The 19,118-nt window shown below is 65.9% G+C and carries 14 protein-coding genes; 10 read left to right on the top strand and 4 right to left on the bottom strand.

The window, feature by feature from the left end; all coding sequences use genetic code 11:
- Positions 1 to 127: 127 nt before the first annotated feature.
- Entirely contained in the window at positions 128 to 1,501 is a 1,374-nt protein-coding gene (locus tag ACQY4Y_RS22435; RefSeq protein WP_428492790.1) for an MFS transporter, read from the bottom strand.
- Positions 1,502 to 1,610: 109 nt separating this feature from the next.
- Here ACQY4Y_RS22435 and ACQY4Y_RS22430 point away from each other — a divergent pair, with 109 nt between their 5' ends.
- From ACQY4Y_RS22430 to ACQY4Y_RS22385, 10 genes are all read left to right on the top strand, one after another.
- A complete protein-coding gene (locus ACQY4Y_RS22430) occupies positions 1,611 to 2,858 on the top strand; it encodes a glutamate-5-semialdehyde dehydrogenase (RefSeq protein ID WP_428492789.1) in 1,248 nt (415 codons plus the stop codon).
- An 88-nt stretch (positions 2,859 to 2,946) separates the two neighbouring features.
- A complete protein-coding gene (acpS, locus tag ACQY4Y_RS22425; RefSeq protein WP_428492788.1) occupies positions 2,947 to 3,366 on the top strand; it encodes a holo-ACP synthase in 420 nt (139 codons plus the stop codon).
- 180 nt (positions 3,367 to 3,546) lie between these two features.
- Positions 3,547 to 4,302: a signal peptidase I gene (gene lepB, locus ACQY4Y_RS22420; RefSeq protein WP_428492787.1), complete on the top strand. Its 756-nt coding sequence runs from the start codon at positions 3,547 to 3,549 to the stop codon at positions 4,300 to 4,302.
- A complete protein-coding gene (gene rnc, locus ACQY4Y_RS22415; RefSeq protein WP_428492786.1) occupies positions 4,303 to 4,983 on the top strand; it encodes a ribonuclease III in 681 nt (226 codons plus the stop codon).
- A gap of 136 nt (positions 4,984 to 5,119) precedes the next feature.
- The gene (gene era / locus ACQY4Y_RS22410; protein WP_428493697.1) at positions 5,120 to 6,031 is read left to right on the top strand and encodes a GTPase Era; all 912 of its coding nucleotides are present in this window, start codon (positions 5,120 to 5,122) and stop codon (positions 6,029 to 6,031) included.
- 227 nt (positions 6,032 to 6,258) lie between these two features.
- Positions 6,259 to 8,076 carry an acyl-CoA dehydrogenase family protein gene (locus tag ACQY4Y_RS22405; protein ID WP_428492785.1) on the top strand — a complete coding sequence of 606 codons (1,818 nt, stop codon included), beginning with the start codon at positions 6,259 to 6,261 and terminating at the stop codon, positions 8,074 to 8,076.
- Between the two features lie 57 nt (positions 8,077 to 8,133).
- Positions 8,134 to 8,904 carry a DNA repair protein RecO gene (gene recO / locus ACQY4Y_RS22400; protein ID WP_428492784.1) on the top strand — a complete coding sequence of 257 codons (771 nt, stop codon included), beginning with the start codon at positions 8,134 to 8,136 and terminating at the stop codon, positions 8,902 to 8,904.
- Complete coding sequence (gene parC, locus ACQY4Y_RS22395) at positions 8,894 to 11,113, top strand: DNA topoisomerase IV subunit A (protein ID WP_428492783.1); 2,220 nt, start codon at positions 8,894 to 8,896, stop codon at positions 11,111 to 11,113. The genes recO and parC overlap by 11 nt, the downstream gene beginning before the upstream one ends.
- A gap of 153 nt (positions 11,114 to 11,266) precedes the next feature.
- Positions 11,267 to 13,213, top strand: a complete 1,947-nt coding sequence (acs, locus tag ACQY4Y_RS22390) for an acetate--CoA ligase (RefSeq protein WP_428492782.1) — start codon at positions 11,267 to 11,269, stop codon at positions 13,211 to 13,213.
- Positions 13,214 to 13,689: 476 nt separating this feature from the next.
- Positions 13,690 to 14,073, top strand: coding sequence for a hypothetical protein (locus tag ACQY4Y_RS22385; protein ID WP_428492781.1), 384 nt, complete (start codon positions 13,690 to 13,692; stop codon positions 14,071 to 14,073).
- A 284-nt stretch (positions 14,074 to 14,357) separates the two neighbouring features.
- On the opposite strand, the gene ACQY4Y_RS22380 is transcribed toward ACQY4Y_RS22385, so the two are convergent.
- The 3 genes from ACQY4Y_RS22380 to ACQY4Y_RS22370 form a co-directional block, all read right to left on the bottom strand.
- Positions 14,358 to 15,671, bottom strand: coding sequence for an AAA-associated domain-containing protein (locus ACQY4Y_RS22380; protein ID WP_428492780.1), 1,314 nt, complete (start codon positions 15,669 to 15,671; stop codon positions 14,358 to 14,360).
- A 12-nt stretch (positions 15,672 to 15,683) separates the two neighbouring features.
- Complete coding sequence (locus ACQY4Y_RS22375) at positions 15,684 to 17,411, bottom strand: ABC transporter permease (protein WP_428492779.1); 1,728 nt, start codon at positions 17,409 to 17,411, stop codon at positions 15,684 to 15,686.
- Between the two features lie 97 nt (positions 17,412 to 17,508).
- Positions 17,509 to 18,963 (bottom strand): N-acyl-D-amino-acid deacylase family protein, encoded by a 1,455-nt coding sequence (locus ACQY4Y_RS22370; RefSeq protein ID WP_428492778.1) that lies wholly within the window; start codon positions 18,961 to 18,963, stop codon positions 17,509 to 17,511.
- Between the last annotated feature and the right edge of the window lie 155 nt (positions 18,964 to 19,118).

Here is a 19,118-nt window from a genome sequence, read left to right as displayed (position 1 = left end):
TGATCATGCCGTTTGCGATCTAGCTGTCAAACCGGGCCAGTCATCGTCACGGCGATCGCCGGCGCCGGCTGAAAGGATCGGGGCACAACACCGAAGGGCACCAGCCGCCACGCAGGTCGCGACCGGCTCATCGCGACAACACCTCCAGGCTTTGCCGATTGCTGGTCGGCCCCAGAATGCCGACCGCCAGCACGATCACCAGCATGGCGATGGCGATCATGGTGAACACCCCCATAGTGCCGTACGCCGCCAACAGGAAGGTGACCGCGTAGCCCACCAGAATCGAGCTGACCCGACTCCAACTGAAGGTGAACCCAACCGCCTGGGCGCGCATCCGGGTGGGGAACAGCTCCGCCGCGTAAGGGTGGAAGATCGCCACCAGCCAGTTGGTGCACAGCGAAACGCCAGCCCCGCACAGCAGGATCGACCCATTGGATCGCGCCTGCGAGAACAGCAATCCGAACACGCCGATGCCGATCGCGGTGCCGACCAGTTGCCACTTGCGTTCGAACCGTTCGGCGAAGAACAGCCCGAGCGCGGCACCGACCGGGGCCAGCAGCGTCATCGTCGCGGTGAACGCCAGCGAATGGGCGATCGCAAAACCCTGGCGCACCAGCATGATCGGCACCCAGGTGATGAAGCCGAACGCCGCGATCGTCTGGCAGAACTGGAACAACGACAGCATGATGGTGCGACGCCGATACGCCGGGGCAAACATCTCGGTCCATGACCCGCGCGCCAGCACCGGTTCGACATGGTGCGGATCGGGCGCCGGCAGGTCGCGGCCGAGTTCCGCGCGCACCCCTGCCTCCATGCGCGCCATCGCCGCCTCCGCCTCGGCATGGCGGCCCCGGCTTTCCAGCCAGCGCGGCGATTCCGGCAGGTTGCGGCGAATGAACAGCACCACCACCCCGCCCAGCGCGCCGACGATCACCACCCAGCGCCAGCCATCCAGGCCCAGGATCCGCTGCGGCACCAGCAGCCATGACAGCAGCAGCGCCACCGGCCCCGAGGTCAGCACGATCAGGATGCTGAACGCCATGTAGCGGCCGCGCCAGCGCCGCGGCGTGATCTCGGCGATGAACGAGTCGTTGTTGATCAACTGCACGCTGATGCCGAAACCGGCGATGAACCGCAGCAGGTCGATGACCACGGCGGAACTCTGCAACGCGGTCAGGAAAATGGCGATCGAATAGGCCAGCATCGACCAGGTGAAGGTGGCGCGCCGGCCGAACCGGTCCGACACCCAACTGAACACGAACGCCCCGACGAACATGCCGAGAAAAAACGCCGCCAGAAAGCTGGCGAAGCTGTTCCAGGCCAGCAGGCCCGCGGCGTTGGTGGTGAATATGGTCTTGGTCAAACCCAGCGATATGCCGCCCGGCATGGCGAATTCGTAGAACTCGAACCAGCCGCCGATGGCGATCAGGGCGACGAGTTGCACGAAGTAGCGCGACGGCGGCAGTCGGTCGAGGCGCGCGGCGATTGAGCCCGTGGTCATCGATTTCCTCCAGTCTGTCCTTCAGGGCAGCGCCCGGACCATGGCTTGGTCAACCCAAACCTGGGATCGGACACTGGAAAGCTGACGGTTTATTGGGCACATTGGCGCGATGGAAGCGACCGAACACCTGAACGCCGCGGCCGGTGCGGCCCGCGCCGCCGGCCACACACTGGCGCGAAGCAGCGCGGCGGCGCGTGATCGCGCGCTGGCGGCGATGGCCGACTCGCTGCGTGACGGCATGCGCGCGATCCTGGCCGCCAATGCGGCCGACGTCGCGGCCTACAACGGCACCGCCGCCTTCCTGGATCGGCTGACGCTGACCGAGGCGCGGATCGAGGCGATGGCCGCCGGGCTGGAGCAGGTGGCGGCGTTGCCCGACCCGCTGAACCGGATACTGGCCGACTGGACGCAGCCGAACGGGCTGCGCATCCAGCGCCTGGCCACGCCGATCGGGGTGATCGGCATGATCTATGAAAGCCGCCCCAACGTCGCCGCCGATGCCGCTTCCCTGTGTGTCAAATCGGGCAACGCGGTGATCCTGCGCGGCGGTTCCGACAGCGAGCGCAGCGCTCAGGCGATCAATCTGGCGCTGCGGCGGGGCCTGGCGGCATCCGAGCTGCCGGAGGCCTGCGTGCAAATGGCGCCGAACGCCGACCGGTCCTACGTGGCGGCGATGCTGGCGGCCGCCGGGCAATTGGACTTGATCATCCCGCGCGGCGGCAAGTCGCTGGTCGAGCGGGTGCAGCGGGACGCCAGGGTGCCGGTGCTGGCCCACGCCGAGGGCTTGAACCACACCTACGTGCACGCGGCGGCCGACCCGGCGATGGCCAGGCGCATCCTGGCAAATGCCAAGATGCGGCGCACCGGGGTTTGCGGGGCGACCGAGACGCTGCTGATCGACCGCGCGGTGGCAGGGTCGCTGCTGCCGGTCCTGGTCGAGGATCTGCGCGCCCTGGGATGCGCATTCCGAGCCGATGCCGCGGCGCGCGACGTGGTTGCGTGGCTGCCGCCGGCGTCCGCCAGCGACTTCGATACCGAATGGCTGGATTCGGTGCTGTCGGTCGCGGTGGTCGATGGCGTGCCGGCGGCGCTGGCCCACATCGCGCGCCACGGCAGCGAGCATACCGATGCGATCGTGACCGAGGATGCAGCCGCGGCGCGGCAGTTTCTGCAAGGGGTGAACAGCGCGGTGGCGCTGTGGAACGCCTCCACCCAGTTCTGCGACGGCGGCGAGTTCGGCTTCGGCGCCGAGATCGGCATCGCCACCGGGCACATCCACGCCCGCGGACCGGTCGGGCTGGAGCAGTTGACGACGTACCGCTATCTCGTCATCGGTTCCGGTCAGGTGCGGCCCTGATCCGGTTCGCCGCTGCCGGACTGGCCGCAGCCAGGATCGCCGCGCCCGGGTTTGTCATGACCACCTGGGCGATGTCGGAGTCCGTGCCGTGATCCTCGGCATCGGGTCCGATATCTGCGACATCCGCCGCATCGAAAAGGCCATCGAACGTCACGGCCCGCGCTTCCTCGAGCGGGTGTTCACCGACGTCGAGCGTTCGAAGGCGATGCGACGGACGGAAAAAATCCGAGCCGCCACCTTTGCCAAGCGATTTGCCGCCAAAGAAGCCGCGGCCAAGGCGTTGGGCACCGGCTTCCGCGGCGGGGTGTTCTTCTCCAACCTCGGCGTGGTCAATCTGCCCAGCGGCCAGCCGACGCTGCAACTGACCGGCGGGTCGGCGAACCGGTTGGCGGCGATCACTCCGCCGGGCATGACGGCCCAGGTGCATCTGACCATGACCGATGAATATCCCTATGCCTATGCCCAGGTGATCATCTCCGCCATCGCCGCACCTCACACAGTTCCTTGACAGGGTAGGACCGGGTGGGCTTGATCCGCAAAGTTGCTTCCGCCTGTGCACCGTGGCATCCGCTGCACGCCGGCAAACCTCGACATATAACGACTTCTGGCCCAGACCACGACTTCCGGCGCACGCCGCCGTGGAACCCAAGCTGCGCGTCACTCACGACACTGAAAGTCCGTTGCCCACATGGCGCCCACCAAGGCGAAACCTCGACGCCAGTCCAATGCCTGGGTCGAGAACATCAAGACCATCGTCTATGCCGGGCTGATCGCCATCGGCGTACGCACCGTTGCGTTCGAGCCGTTCAACATCCCGTCCGGCAGCATGATCCCAACGCTGCTGGTCGGGGACTACCTGTTCGTGGCGAAATACAGCTACGGCTATTCCACCTACTCGCTGCCGTTCGCCCCGCCGCTGTTCTCGGGCCGCATCTTCGGTTCGCTGCCCAAGCGGGGCGATGTGGTGGTGTTCAAATACCCGCACGACACCTCGATCGACTATATCAAGCGCATCGTCGGGCTGCCGGGCGATCGCATCCAGGTCAGGCAGGGTCAGCTCTATATCAACGGCCAGCTTTGCCCGCGCCAGCCCGAAGGCGACTACACGACCGACGATAACGGCGTGAAAATGGTGCGCAAGCTCTACATGGAAACCCTGCCGGACGGGGTGAAGCATGAAATCCTGAAAGAGCGTGACGACGGCTGGGTCAACAACACCCCCGAATACGTCGTGCCGCCGGGTCACCTGTTCGCCATGGGCGACAACCGCGACAACAGTGCCGACAGCCGCTTCATGGACGGCGTCGGCTTCGTGCCGACCGAGAACCTGGTGGGGAAGGCGGAAATCCTGTTCTTCTCGATCGATGCCGAATATCCCTGGTGGGAATTCTGGGAATGGCCGGCTGAAATCCGCTGGAGCCGCCTGCTCAAACCCATTCATTGAATGAGCCATTCCTTCGCCTCGACGCTCGGCCACGAATTCAAGCGTCCGGACCTGCTGCGCGAGGCTTTGACCCATCGTTCGGCCGCCCACGGCAGCGGCCGGGGCGGGGGAGCTCATGCATCCAACGAGCGCCTGGAATTCATCGGTGACCGCGTGCTGGGGCTGACCATCGCAGAATGGCTCGCCGAACGCTTCCCGCGTGAACAGGAAGGCGACCTGGGCCGGCGGCTGGCCTATCTGGTGTCACAACCGGTGCTGGCGGCGGTGGCCGAGACGGTGGGTCTGGCCGCGGTGCTGTCGGTCTCGCCAGGAGAGGCCAAGGCCGGCGTCGCCAAGCGGGCGACGGTTCTGGCCGACGCGCTGGAGGCCGCGCTGGGCGCGCTCTACCTGGATGGCGGCTTGGACGCGGCCCGCGACTTCGTGCGCCGAGCCTGGCACCATGCGATGGTTGACCAGGCCGATCCGCCCAAGGATGCCAAGACGGCGCTGCAGGAATGGGCGCAGAAACGCGGCAAGGATCTGCCGGTCTACCAAATCACCGCCCGTTCCGGGCCACCGCACGCGCCGGCCTTCACCGTCACTGTCAGCGTGGGCGAGACAGCGGCCAACGGCACCGCCGGCAGCAAGCGCGCGGCCGAACAACTCGCCGCCGACGCGCTGCTGGTCCGCTTGGCGGCATGAGGGACGCCACTGGCGAGGCGTGGCGTGATCGCGGCCGCGAGGCTTGCTGCGATCGTCCTGGTGCCGCGACGAGGCCGGGCGTGACTACGCCGTGGACAACGCCGGGCGTGACGCCGCCGCCGCTTGGGCTACTCGCATGACCGCGCCGCCGCCGCAAAGATGTGGCTACGTCGCCATCGTCGGCGCGCCGAATGCCGGCAAATCCACTCTGATGAACCGCCTGACCGGCGCCAAACTGTCGATCGTGTCGCCGAAGGCACAGACCACGCGATTCCGCGTTCTCGGCATCCTGATGCGCGCCGAATCACAGGTGTTGCTGGTCGATACGCCCGGCATCTTCCGCCCGAAACGCAAGCTGGACCGAGCGATGGTGGCGGCGGCCTGGACCGGAGCCGCCGACGCCGACGTCACCATGCTGCTGGTGGACGCCCGCTCCGGCTTGCGCGAAGACGTGCGCGAAATCACCGAACGGCTGGGCGCTTCGGGAAGACGCTGCTGGCTGGTGCTGAACAAGACCGACCTTGTCCCGCCGCCCGCGTTGCTGCCGTTGACCGCCTCGCTCGGTGCCCTGGCCGGCTTCGAGGAAAGCTTCATGGTCAGCGCCCAGACCGGCGACGGCGTTCGGCTTCTGGCCGACGCGCTGGCCGCGGTGGTGCCGGAAGGGCCGTGGCTGTTCCCCGAAGACGACCTGACCGACCTGCCTGACCGGCTGCTGGCGGCCGAGACCGTGCGTGAGCAGATCTTCATGCAGACCCACGAAGAGGTGCCGTATGGCGCCACGGTCGAGACCGAGTCGTTCAAGGACCGCAAGGACGGCTCAGTGCGTATCGAGGTCACCGTCTATGTCTCGCGGCCCGGCCACAAGGCGATCCTGATCGGTGAAAAAGGCAGCAAGATCAAAGCCATCGGAGCACGCGCCCGGCAGGATCTGGGCTCGCTGCTGGACCGTCCGGTGCATCTGTTCCTCAACGTCAAGGAACGCAAGGGTTGGGACGAGGAGGGCGCTCGGCTGCGCGCGATCGGCCTGGACGATCCGGGCAAGGCGTGAGGGCGAGAGTGGTCCGTCTTGGTCCGACTCCCCGCAACCAGCAGACATCGGCACCCAGAAAGCAGTATGGCATAAGTAATTACTTGGAAGAAATGTAGCAAGAAACGGGAAGCCTCGCACGTAGCGGATGGCGACGGCGCGGACGCGGCGGTTGCCGCGTTCGTTGACGCTCCCGACACCGGCCGATATTTTGGCCCCATATCAAAATCCGTTAAAGGAAATTTTCAATGTCCTCGACCGCGGAACTGCTTGACGGCCGGAACACGGACGAAACACCGCCAGCAGCGCCGCCGCCCGCGCTTCCGCCGAGTCGTGCCGTCGGTCACATCGCGCCCGACTGTGCCGGAATGAATTTTTACGACATCGACGCCAGCCTGCACGCCTCGCTGCGCCTCAACATGGAGGCCGCGACATACCGCCACTTCGAGACCTATTTCAGCCAGCTCGGCCAGGTGGCGGGCGGCCGCCTCGATACCTTGGCCCGCATTGTCGATCGCAATCCGCCGACGCTGCAGCATCGCGACCGGTTCGGCCGGGACCTCGACAGCATCGTCTATCATCCGGCCTATCGCGAGATGGAGAAGATCGGCTTCGAGGACTTCAAGCTGCACGCCATGTGCCACGCCTCCGGCCACTTCGGCCTGGATCGCCCCGCGCCGCAGGCAGCCAAGTATGTGTTCCAATATCTGTTTTCTCAATCCGAATTCGGCATGATGTGCCCGCTGAGTATTACCGATGCAACGATCCACGTGTTGCGCGCCTCGGCCAGCGAGGAACTGAAGAACTACCTGTTGCCCAAGATGCTCTCGACCGACCTGTCGACGCTGTGGAAGGGCACGCAGTTCATGACCGAACGCGCCGGCGGGTCCGACGTCGGCTCGCTGGAGACCACCGCGAGGCTGGAAAACGGCATCTGGCGCCTATACGGCGACAAGTGGTTCGCCTCCCACACCGACGCCGATGTCGCGCTGATCCTGGCCAGGCCCGATTGTGCCCCTGGCGGCACCGCCGGGATCGCCCTGTTCGCGCTGCCGCGCACCCTGCCGGACGGGTCGCGCAACAGGTATCGCATCGTCCGGATCAAGGACAAGATGGGCACAAAATCCCTGGCGACCGGCGAGCTCGTGCTGGAGGGCGCCGAAGCCTATTTGGTCGGCGACGCCGGCCAGGGCCTGAAGCAGATGATGCAGCAGGTCAACATGTCGCGCCTGTCGCACGGGGTGCGCGCGGCCGGCATGATGCGCCGCTGCCTGCACGAATCGCTTCAGGTCGCCCGCAACCGCGACGCCTTCGGTGATCGGCTGATCCGACATCCGCTGCTGCGCCGTCAGGTGATGAAGATCATGGTGCCGGCCGAACAGGCCCTGTCATTGTCGATGCTGGCCGCCGGCTACATGGACCGCGCCCGCGCCGGGTCCAATGAGGCGTCCCAGGTGATCCGCATCCTGACCCCGCTGGTGAAATTCCGCGCCTGCCGCGACGCGATCTCGGCCACCCGAGCGGCGATGGAGACGCGCGGCGGCAACGGCTACATCGAGGAGTGGGTCAACGCCAAGATGGTCCGTGATTCCCACATCGGCGTGCTGTGGGAAGGCACCAGCAACATCAATGCGATCGATGTCGTGCGCCGCGCGGTGTCCAAGGCCAAGGCGCACGACATCCTGTTCGCGGTGCTGCACGCCAAGCTTGCCGAGTCCGACCTGCCCGGCGCGTTTCGCCAACGTCTCGCCGCCGCGCTGGACAAGAGTTTTCGCTTCATCGTCCATGTCGCCAGCGATCCGGCGCGCGAACACATGGCCCGCCAGGCGGCGAGCGGCCTGTATAACGCCGCCAGCGCGATTGTGCTCGCATGGGAGGGTGCGCACGACCACGGCGACGCCAGGAAATTGCTGGTCAGCCGCCTGGTACTGGAACATCGTGTGGAGCCCACCGACCCGCTGGCTCCGGCCGACGGCGAATGGGAACATGAGGCCTATGCCACGCTGCTGGATCGCGATCAGTGCCCCTCGCTGCCCGAGGTGAACCGGCTTCTCGTCGCCGACTGACCAGGGGCCGAACCGCACGGCATGGCGCGCGGCCCGCATCCGGGGTAAACCGCCGCCATGGAATGGGACGCGCCGGCGATCATCCTGGCAACCAGGCCGTACGGTGAGGGCGACGCGATCGCCACGGTCATCACCGAGGCGTTCGGTTTGCATCGCGGCCTGGCGCGCGGCGGCGCCTCGCGCGGCAAAGCCGCCACCTGGCAGCCCGGAAACATGGTGCAGGTGCAATGGACCGCCCGGCTGTCGGACCAGCTTGGCAGCTTCACCGGCGAACTGATCCATGCCGGCGCGGCGCAGGCAATGGCCGAGGCGATGCCGCTGGCGATGCTCAGCTCGGTCTGTGCCGTCGCCGAGGGCGCGCTGCCGGAACGCGAGCCGTTGCCGCGAATCTTCGCCGGGATGCTGGGATTGATCCCACGCCTGCCGCTGGGTGCGGCCGAACTGGCCGAACTGGTGCGGTGGGAAACCGTCGTGCTGTCCGACCTCGGCTACGGCCTCGATCTGTCGGCCTGCGCGGTGACTGGACGGACCGAGGGGCTGGCCTATGTCTCGCCAAAGACCGGGCGGGCGGTGACTCGCGACGGGGCAGGGGACTGGGCGGATCGCCTGTTGCCTCTGCCCGGCTTCCTGCGTGCGGACGCGGCGGAAGATGCGCCGGCCGATGCTGGCGACTGGCGCAACGGTTTGCGCTTGACCGGGCATTTCCTGGCGCGCGATGCATTCGGCCACCAGCATCGCCCGCTGCCTCAGGCTCGGCGAATGCTGTACGACCGGGTCGCCCAGATGGCGGACCAGCAGAAGGACGACGCTTCGAACCATGCCGGATGATCTGACAGGCCTGATCCAGGAAACCCACCTTAAGGACGCGCTGTCGGAGCGCTACCTGGCCTACGCGCTATCGACCATCATGTCGCGCTCGCTGCCCGATGTGCGCGACGGGCTGAAGCCGGTGCACCGGCGGCTGATCTACGCGATGCACCAGTTGCGGCTGGACCCCACCGCCGGCTTCAAGAAATGCGCCCGCGTGGTCGGCGACGTAATGGGTAAATACCACCCGCACGGCGATGCCTCGATTTACGACGCCATGGTGCGCATGGCCCAAGAGTTCGCCGCGCGCTACCCGCTGGTCGAGGGCCAGGGCAATTTCGGCAATATCGACGGCGATAACCCGGCGGCGATGCGCTACACCGAGGCGCGGCTGACCCTGGTGGCGCAGGCGATGCTGGCCGGGATCGACGAGGACGCGGTGGATTTCCGCCCGACCTACGACGGCGAGGAAGCCGAACCGATCGTTCTGCCGGGCGCCTTCCCGAACCTGCTGGCGAATGGCGCGGCCGGCATCGCGGTGGGGATGGCGACCTCGATCCCGCCGCACAACGCGGGCGAAATCTGTGCCGCGGCCATCCACCTGATCCAGCACCCGGCGGCCACCACGGCCGAGCTGCTGGCCCATATGCCGGGCCCGGATTTTCCCACCGGCGGCGTGCTGGTGGAAGACCCTGTGGCGATCACGGCGGCCTACGAGACCGGCCGCGGCGGATTTCGTCTGCGCGCGAAATGGGAGGTCGAGAAGGCCAAGCACGGCACCTGGACGATCGTCGTCACCGAGATCCCGTACCAGGTGCAGAAATCCAGGCTGATCGAGCAAGTCGCGCAGTTGATGGAGGACAAGAAGCTGCCGCTGCTGGGCGACATCCGCGATGAAAGCAGCGACACCATCCGCCTGGTGCTGGAACCCAAGACTCGAGGCGTCGAGCCCGAGGTGCTGATGCAGACGGTATTCCGCGCGACCGCGCTGGAGACCCGGTTCCCGCTCAACATGAACGTGCTGGATGCCACCCGCACGCCGCGGGTGATGCCGCTGCCGGAGGTATTGCGCTGCTGGCTGGATCACCGGCACGAGGTGCTGGTGCGCCGCTCGAACCACCGGCTGGCCGCGATCGAGCGCCGGCTTGAGGTGCTCGACGGCTACCTGCTGGTCTACCTCAACCTGGACGAGGTGATCCGCATCATCCGTGAGGAGGAACAGCCAAAGCCGCGGCTGATCGAGCGGTTCAGCCTGTCCGATGTGCAGGCCGAGGCGATCCTGAACATGCGCCTGCGCAGCCTGCGCAAGCTGGAGGAGATGGAGATCCGCAAGGAACACAAGAACCTCTCCAGGGAACTGAAGGACCTGCGCACCTTGCTGGACAGCGACAAGCTGCGCTGGGTGCGGATCGGCGAGGAGCTCGAGGATATCCGCAAGCGGTTTGGGGCCGGGCCGCTGGGCGACCGGCGCACCGAGCTTGGCACCGCGCCGGCGGCGGTGGAGTTCAACACCGATGCGTTCGTGGAACGCGAGGCGATCACCGTGATCCTGTCGGACAAAGGCTGGCTCCGCGCGATCAAGGGGGCGGTGGCCGATCCGGCTGAGCTGAAGTTCAAGGAGGGCGACAAGCTGCGCCTGCTGCTGGCCTGCCAAACCACCGACCGGCTCACCCTGCTGGCGACCAACGGCCGGGCGTTCACCTTGAAGGCCGCCGACCTGCCGCGCGGCCGCGGCGACGGGCAGCCGGTGCGGCTATTGGCGGAACTGACCAACGAGGATGACATCACCGCGCTGTTCGTCGCCGCCGAGGGATCGAAATACCTGATCGCGTCCAACACTGGGCGCGGCTTCATCGTGCCGGCGGCCGAACTGGTGGCGGAGAAACGCACCGGCAAGCAGGTGCTGAACCTGAAGCCGAAGGAGGAAGCGGCGCTCTGCGTGCCGGCCGAGGGCGATCACGTTGCGATCATCGGCGAGAACCGCCGCCTGTTGGTGTTTCCGCTGGAACAAGTGCCGGAAATGGCGCGTGGATCGGGGGTCATTCTGCAGCGCTACAAGGATGGCGGGCTGGCGGATGCCAAGGTGTTCAGTCTGGCCGATGGGCTGACCTGGAGGCTGGGAGATCGGCTGCGAACCGAGACCGATCTGCGGTCCTGGCTGGCCGAGCGTGGCACCTCCGGGCGGCTGCCGCCGAACGGATTCCCGAAGACACCGAAATTCGGGGGTTAAACGCGCAATTAGGGCGAAAATCAGCCGGCCTGGAACGGGCTCTGGTGGCGGGCCCGGAATGCCAATTTTGCACGATTGCCGCGCCGGCGGCTTTCGCGCCGCCGAGGGCTGACCTAGGCTGCGGCGCAATTGGCAGCAAGGGAGAGCGCCGCTATGTCCGCCGACCAGACAATCGAGGTCAAGCCAGAGATCGCCGCCCGCGCCCACGTCAACGCCGCGAAGTTCCAGGAGATGTACGATCGCGCGTCGAAATCTCCAGACGCGTTCTGGGCCGAGCAGGCGAAGCGCATCGCCTGGGTGAAACCGCCAAGAAAGATCAAGAACACCAGCTTCGGCGACGAGTCCGGCGGCGACGTCTCGATCCGTTGGTATGAGGACGGCACGCTGAACGCCTCGGCCGCGTGCCTGGATGCGCATCTGGCGACACGCGGCGACCAGGTGGCGATCATCTGGGAAGGCGACGATCCGAACACGCAGAAAGCCATCACCTACCGCGAATTGCACGAGCAGGTGTGCCGCTGCGCCAATGCTCTGAAGACGCTGGGCGTCGAGCGAGGCGCAAGGGTGACGATCTACATGCCGATGGTGATCGAGGCGGCGGTGGCGATGCTGGCCTGCGCGCGCATCGGCGCCATCCATTCGGTGGTGTTCGGCGGCTTCTCCCCCGACAGCCTTTCCAACCGCATTCTGGACTGCCGCTCCGAGGTGCTGATCACCGCCGACGAGGGCCGCCGCGGCGGCCGGCGGGTGGCGTTGAAGACGAATGTGGACGAGGCGCTGAACCAGTGCCCCGACGTGAAGACCGTGCTGGTGGTGAAGGTGACCGGGGCCGACGTTCAGATGCAGCGCGGCCGCGACCACGACTACGCCACCGTTCTGGCCGCCGCCTCACCGGATTGTCCGCCGGCCGAGATGGGCGCCGAGGACCCGCTGTTCATCCTCTATACCTCGGGCAGCACCGGCAAGCCGAAGGGGGTGCTGCACACCACCGGCGGCTACATGGTCTGGGCCAGCTTCACCCACCAGCTGGTGTTCGACTACAAACCCGGCGAAATCTACTGGTGTACCGCAGATGTCGGCTGGGTGACCGGCCACACCTACATCGTCTACGGCCCGCTGGCCAACGGCGCCACCACGCTGATGTTCGAGGGCGTGCCGAACTACCCCGATGCCGGCCGGTTCTGGCAGGTGGTGGACAAGCACAAGGTCAACATCTTCTACACCGCCCCCACCGCGATCCGCGCCCTGATGCGTGAGGGCGACGCACCGGTGAAGCAGCATGCGCGAACCAGCCTGCGCATTCTGGGCACCGTCGGCGAACCGATCAATCCGGAGGCCTGGATGTGGTATTACCGCTTGGTGGGTGACGAACGCTGCCCGGTGGTCGATACCTGGTGGCAGACCGAAACCGGCGGCATCCTGATCAGCCCGCTGCCCGGTGCGACCGCGTTGAAGCCCGGCAGCGCGACATTGCCGCTGCCCGGCGTGCAGCCAATGCTGGTGGACGCCGAGGGACAGGAACTGACCGGCGCCGCCGAGGGCAATCTGTGCCTGACCGACAGTTGGCCCGGGCAGATGCGTACCGTGTTCGGCGATCATGAGCGCTTCGTGCAGACCTACTTCTCCACCTTCAAGGGCAAGTATTTCACCGGTGACGGTGCTCGGCGGGATGCCGACGGCTACTGGTGGATCACTGGGCGGGTGGACGACGTGATCAATGTCTCCGGCCACCGCATGGGCACCGCCGAGGTGGAAAGCGCGCTGGTGGCGCATCCGAAAGTGGCGGAGGCGGCGGTGGTCGGGTTCCCGCACGATATCAAGGGCCAGGGCATCTACGCCTATGTCACGCTGCGGGCCGGCTACGACCCGTCGGATGGGCTGCGCAAAGAACTCGTGCTGTGGGTCCGCAACCAGATCGGCGCCATCGCCAGCCCGGACGCCATCCAGTGGGCCCCGGCGCTCCCGAAGACCCGCAGCGGCAAGATCATGCGCCGCATCCTGCGCAAGATCGCGGCGAATGAGACCGATAGTTTGGGGGACGTGTCTACGCTGGCCGATCCGGGGGTGGTGACGGAACTGGTGGAGGGGCGGGTCGCTTAGGTTTTGCTGTATTGCGCCCGCCCGGCCGTTGGTCGGAGTGCTGGACAGGCACGCGACGATGAGCCGGCGGGGCGTATCATATTGAGCGGGAAGCGCAGGAGGCCGAGCGGCAGCGGATACGGTTTGAGGCATTGCACGATAACGTCCGAGCCCAATCGCAACTTGCGCATTTCGCGCGACTCGCGCACTGCGCGCGGAAGAGGAGTGCATCAGCAGAATGGCGGTGACCGTTCCCGCGTCCGAGTTCACCCGCAACTTCGGCGGCTATCGAATGCGCGCTCAGCGCGAAGCCGTTGCCGTATCGAGTCACAGCTAGATCACCGGCCACTTCATCGGACCCGAAGAATACGAAGAGTTCTAGCGCTACCGAGAAAACCGCCGCAGCTTCGCCACCATCGACCTGCCTGAAGCAAAAGTTGCGGACATCGGTGCATCCAGGATGGACGAACGACACAAGCATCTCGACACCATGCTGGATGACCAAAAGCCAGACCGCATGCCCGATTCCTAATCCGGAACCGGGCCGGGTCGTTGCTTACCCATACCTTTGGCGCCACGAATACAAGGCCGGACAGCAGGAAGGGCGCAAGGACAGACCCAGCATCATCGTGCTTGCGGTTGAGCGCGAGATTGACGGCGCGCCGCTCGTCGCCGTATTGCCGATTACACACAGCGCGCCAGGCAGAGGAACCTCCGCGATCGAAATATCGCAACCAGTCAAGCGACATCTCCGCCTCGTCGACGACAGCTCATCGGTCGTCTTCCCTGAGGGGCTGATTTCTCTGGCCTGGCCACGATTTGCGAAAAATCCGCAACACCGACCGCTAGGACCACGGATTTCTGTCGCCACACTACTTTGACCAGATACTTGCAGCCTTTCTTGCCTGCCACCGAAAGGGCAAACGCCGCAGCAAGCCACGAGCCTAATTATCAGTCGTCGATTCTGCCTGTCACCGGATTATAGTTGAGCGGGGGTGTCATTCCCGCAGGCTTTTCGGCGTAGCTTGAGACCGAGCCCGAATTTGCGAACCAGTTGACTGCCTTGGAAAGAAATATTTGGGCGTCCGGCCTGAAGTCATCGGCATTATCGAGTGACCCCGCAATGATCGCGCATTGCCCAGACCTAGCCTGAATGCGAGCGCTTCTATTCAATATCCTCCAAACTGAACTGCTCCGCTTCCTCATCATAACTGAACAACTCCGCATACCGCCCCCAGGCAATCACCGTGCGCAGCGTATCCTCGGCATAATCCGGCGACATATGATCTTCCAGCTCGTCGCGAAACCGCACCGCCGACGCCCGATGGTTCCACCGCTCATCCAGCACCTGACGGATCATGGTGACCAGCGGCACATGCTGGCGCAACGCGGCACCAAAAATCCGCTTGCGTTCATCGGTATCAGCCTCGACGAACCCACGCCCCAGATCGGTCAGCGCGATGTCACCTTCCTCCAGCACCGCGAACCGCAGCAGTTGCAGCGTCTCACCCAGCGGCAGCAGATCATCGACCTCGTACTGCAGCGAATTCGCCAGCGCCGGCAGGTCGGCGCGCCCGTCGTAGGGTTCCGTCGCCAGCGTCTCCATCAGCCCCGACATGATGTTGGTGCCGACCTTCGGCAGCGGCGTCGCCAGCGGCGAGACCGGCGCGGCCGTCGCGGTTTTCGGGCCCGCCGGCGGGCGCCGCGTCATGATGCCGTAGATATCGTCCACCATCTGGCGGAAATCCTCGTCCAGACGGTTCCTCGGATGCGGAAACGGCACCTTCAACTCATTCGCCACCCGACCGGGGTTGGACGAAAACACCAGGATGCGGTCGCACATCAGCACCGCCTCCTCGATGTTGTGGGTCACCATCAGCACCGATTTCACCGGCAGCTTGCCATCCACCCACAGATCGATCAGATCGGTGCGCAGCGTCTCGGCGGTCAGCACGTCCAGCGCGCTGAACGGCTCGTCCATCAGCAGCAGGTCGGGATGCACCACCAGCGCCCGCGCCAGGCCGACGCGCTGGCGCATGCCGCCCGACAGTTCCTTTGGGTAGGCGTTTTCGAACCCACCCAGGCCGATCATGTCGATCGCCGCCTCCGACAGCGTTTCCCGCCGGCTGCGGGGCACCGCGCGTGCCTCCAGGCCGATCTCGACGTTCTCCTGCACCGTCAGCCAGGGGAACAGGGCAAAACTCTGGAACACCATGGCCACGCCGTCGGTCGGCCCGTCCACCTGCTTGCCACGCCAAGTCACGCTGCCGGCGGTCGGCTTCAGCAGCCCGGACACGATCCGCAGCAGCGTCGATTTGCCGGATCCGGAGCGACCCAGCAGGGCGACGATCTCACCTTCATGCAGCGTCAGGTTGACATCGTCCAGCACCACGAGGTCGGCGTTGGCATCCTTGTGGTAGGCCTGCCGGCAGCCCTTCACCTCGATCAGGCGGGGCCGGGTCGCAACCGCTGTGTCCATGAAGCTGTGTCCTCAGGCCAGGGTGAGGCGCCGCTGCGCGTAGCCATACATGGGGCGCCACAGCAGGCGGTTGAACAGCACAACGAACGCCGACATCACGACGACGCCCAGCACCACCCGCGCCATGTCGCCCTTGTCGGTGGCATCGGCGATATAGGCGCCCAAGCCATGCGCCTGCAGCTTGGTGTTGCCCCATGACGCCACCTCGGCGACGATCGCGGCGTTCCATGACCCGCCCGAAGCGGTGATCGCACCGGTGATGTAATACGGGAAAATCCCCGGGATGATCACCTTGCGCCACCACAGCAGGCCGCCGACGCGAAAGTTGCTGGCAACCTCCTTGAGGTCGCCCGGAAAGGCCGCGGCGCCCGCGATCACGTTGAACAGGATATACCACTGCGTGCCCAGCACCATCAGCGGCGTGAGCCAGATGTCGGGGCTCAGGTGAAAGTAAACGATGAACAGGACGAATGGAGGAAACAGCAGATTGGCCGGGAACGCCGCCAGGAACTGAGCGATCGGCTGGGCGCGACGAGCCCAGACCGGGCGCAGGCCAAGCCAGACCCCGATCGGAACCCAGATCAGGGTGGCCACGATCATCAGCACCACGACGCGAAGCAGGGTGATCAGCCCAAGCCCCACGGCGGTGCGGACGTCGCTCCAGCTCAGCGAATGCGAGGCAAACTGCGCGACCCGCCAGGTCGCCAGCCCGACCACCACCACCAGCACCGCCGCCCAGGTGATATCCACCGCACGCGACGCCTTGGCCGACGACACGACCCGCGGCCGGCCGGCGAATGAAAACCGCATCCCACCGATGAACGCAGCGGCATCGCCGACCAGTTCGCCGCAGAACTTCAACAGCCGGGTGCGCCGCATCAGCCGCAGCATCCAGGGATCGGAGGCGGTTGCCCCAGCCGTGGTCTCGAACCGGAACTTGGCCGACCAGGCCACCAGCGGCCGGAACAGCAACTGGTCGTACAGCAGGATCACCAGCAGCATGGCCAGGATCGCCCAGCCGACGGCGGTGATATCCTTCTTCTCCAACGCCAGCGCGACGTAGGACCCGATGCCGGGCAGCTTCCAGGAGCTGTTGCCGACCGAGACCGCCTCGGACGCCACGACGAAGAACCAGCCCCCAGACATCGACATCATGGTGTTCCACACCAGGCCGGGAGCGGCGAACGGCACCTCCAGTTTCCAGAACCGCTGCCACGACGTCAGATGAAAGCTGATCGAGGCTTCGTGCAGGTCGGCGGGCACGGTCTTCAGCGATTGATACATGCTGAACGCCATGTTCCACGCCTGGCTGGTGAAGATGGCGAAGATCGCGGCCAGCTCCAGCCCCAGCACCCGGCCGGGGAACAGGTTCATGAAGAACACCACGGTGAAGGTCAGGAACCCCAGGATCGGCACCGATTGCAGTACGTCCAGGACCGGCACCAGCACCAGCGCGGCGCGCCGGCTCTTGGCCGCGGCGGTGCCATAGGTGAAGGTGAACAGCAGCGATGCGGCCAGTGCTGCGAACATCCGCATCGTGGTGCGAAGCGCGTATTCCGGCAGATTCGCCGGATTCAACGTGATCTCGGTGGCGCCCGGCGCGTCGATCCGGGTCATGGTGCCCTCGGCGACGTGGCCGACCGCGATCAATGCGCCGATCACGCAAACGAACGCCGCCGCATCCCAGAGGTTCGGCAGGCGCCATCCGGCGGCCATCGAGGGGAGTGTCGTGGCGGGCATATCGCTGCAGGTTGTTTCCGCTGAGGTCTAGGTGAAAGCCCTGTTAGCCTGCGCATACCCGCCTGTCACGCCCGAATGGCGTGGCAGTTGGGTGACATCAGGGCCGGTCGCGGGTAACCAGCCGACCCGCCCGCGCACGCGTCGCCCCGTCAGCGAAAACATACGCTGACTGGCCGTTGATCCAGGTCTCCAGAATGCCCTCGGCGGGTCGCGTCGGGGCATCGTAGGTCGAGGCGTCACGCACCGTGGCGGGATCGAACAGCACAAGGTCGGCATAGGCCCCGGCGCGGATCACGCCGCGATCCACCATGCCGAACACCGAAGCGGTATGTCCGGTCATTTTGCGCACCGCCTGCTCCAGGCTGAACAACCCAAGGTCGCGGGCATAGTGGCCCAGCACACGCGGGAAAGTGCCCCACAGCCGCGGATGCGGGTAGGAATCATGCGGCAGGCCGTCACTGCCGATCATCGCCAGGCGGTGCGCCATGATGCGCTGCACGTCCGGCTCGTCCATCTGGAAGTAGATCGCACCAGCCGGCGTCAGCCGTTCCGCCGCTGCCTTCGGTTCGATGCCCCAGTCCTTGGCGATATCGGCCAGCATGCGGCCGGCCAGTTCCGGATGCGGCACCGACCAGGTGATCTGCACCGGCACGTCGTCGCGCAGCCTGCCGGGCATCAGCACGGTCGACCCCGCCGCGTAGGGATAGATGTCAAAATCGACCTTCTGGCCGGCGGCGCCGCGCTCGATCAGCGGCAGCGTCTCGGCGCTGCGGCCAAAATTCTCCGGCATCGAGCATTTGTGGTGGCTGATCACCACCGGAACATCGACCGCTCGGCCAATCTTGAGGGTTTCCTCGATCGAGGCCAGCACGTCATTGGCCTCGTCGCGCATGTGGGTGACATACAGGCCGCCGGCGGAGCGCAGCGCTTCGGCGACGGCGATCACCTCGTCGGTCGGCGCCATCATGTTGGGCGGATAATACAGCCCGGTGGAAAAGCCCGAGGCGCCTTCGGCCAGGGCCTGGCGCAGCCGCGCCTGCATGTGGGCGGCCTCCGCGTCGGTCGCGGCGCGCTGGGTGTCGCCGCCCATCGCCTCGACGCGCAGCGACATGTGGCCGATCAGCGCATAGGTGTTCACCGGCGACGGGTCGCGCGCCAGGCGGTCGGCGTATTCGGCGAAGCTGTCGTAGGCGAACCAGCTTTCATCGCCCAGCAGGTCGAGCGGTGGCGCCGGACGCGACTTCATCCGCACCGGCGACAAGGAGATGCCGCAATTGCCGACGACAACCGTGGTGACACCCTGCGACATCTTGCACAGCATGCATTCCGGCCCGCACAGCACCGCCCGGTCGTCATGTGTGTGCGCATCGATAAACCCGGGCGCGAGGGCCATGCCGGCGGCGTCCACCTCCCGATCTGCAGCCGTGCCGCCAAGGTCGCCCACCGCGGCAATACGATCGCCGGTGACTCCGACATCGGCGGTGGTGCGGGGGTTACCGAGGCCGTCGAACACGGTTGCATTTCGGATGATCAGATCGCAGCGCAGCGCCATGGCTTGTTCCGTCCATCTCGTTCATGGAATAAAGGCGATCAGTTTAATCCGAGACCATCGCCATGACCATCGCCGAGCCTTTCCGCGGTCGTCGTGCTGACGATCGCCTCCATCGGGCCAGCCAAGGACGTTTAGTCTCCGGAAGCCCCAGAAGC

Source organism: Rhodopila sp., from assembly GCF_965277165.1.
In the GTDB taxonomy this organism is placed as follows: domain Bacteria; phylum Pseudomonadota; class Alphaproteobacteria; order Acetobacterales; family Acetobacteraceae; genus Rhodopila.
The sequence above is the reverse complement of the archived record's forward strand: the minus strand, read 5'-3'. Positions and strand labels throughout refer to the sequence as shown.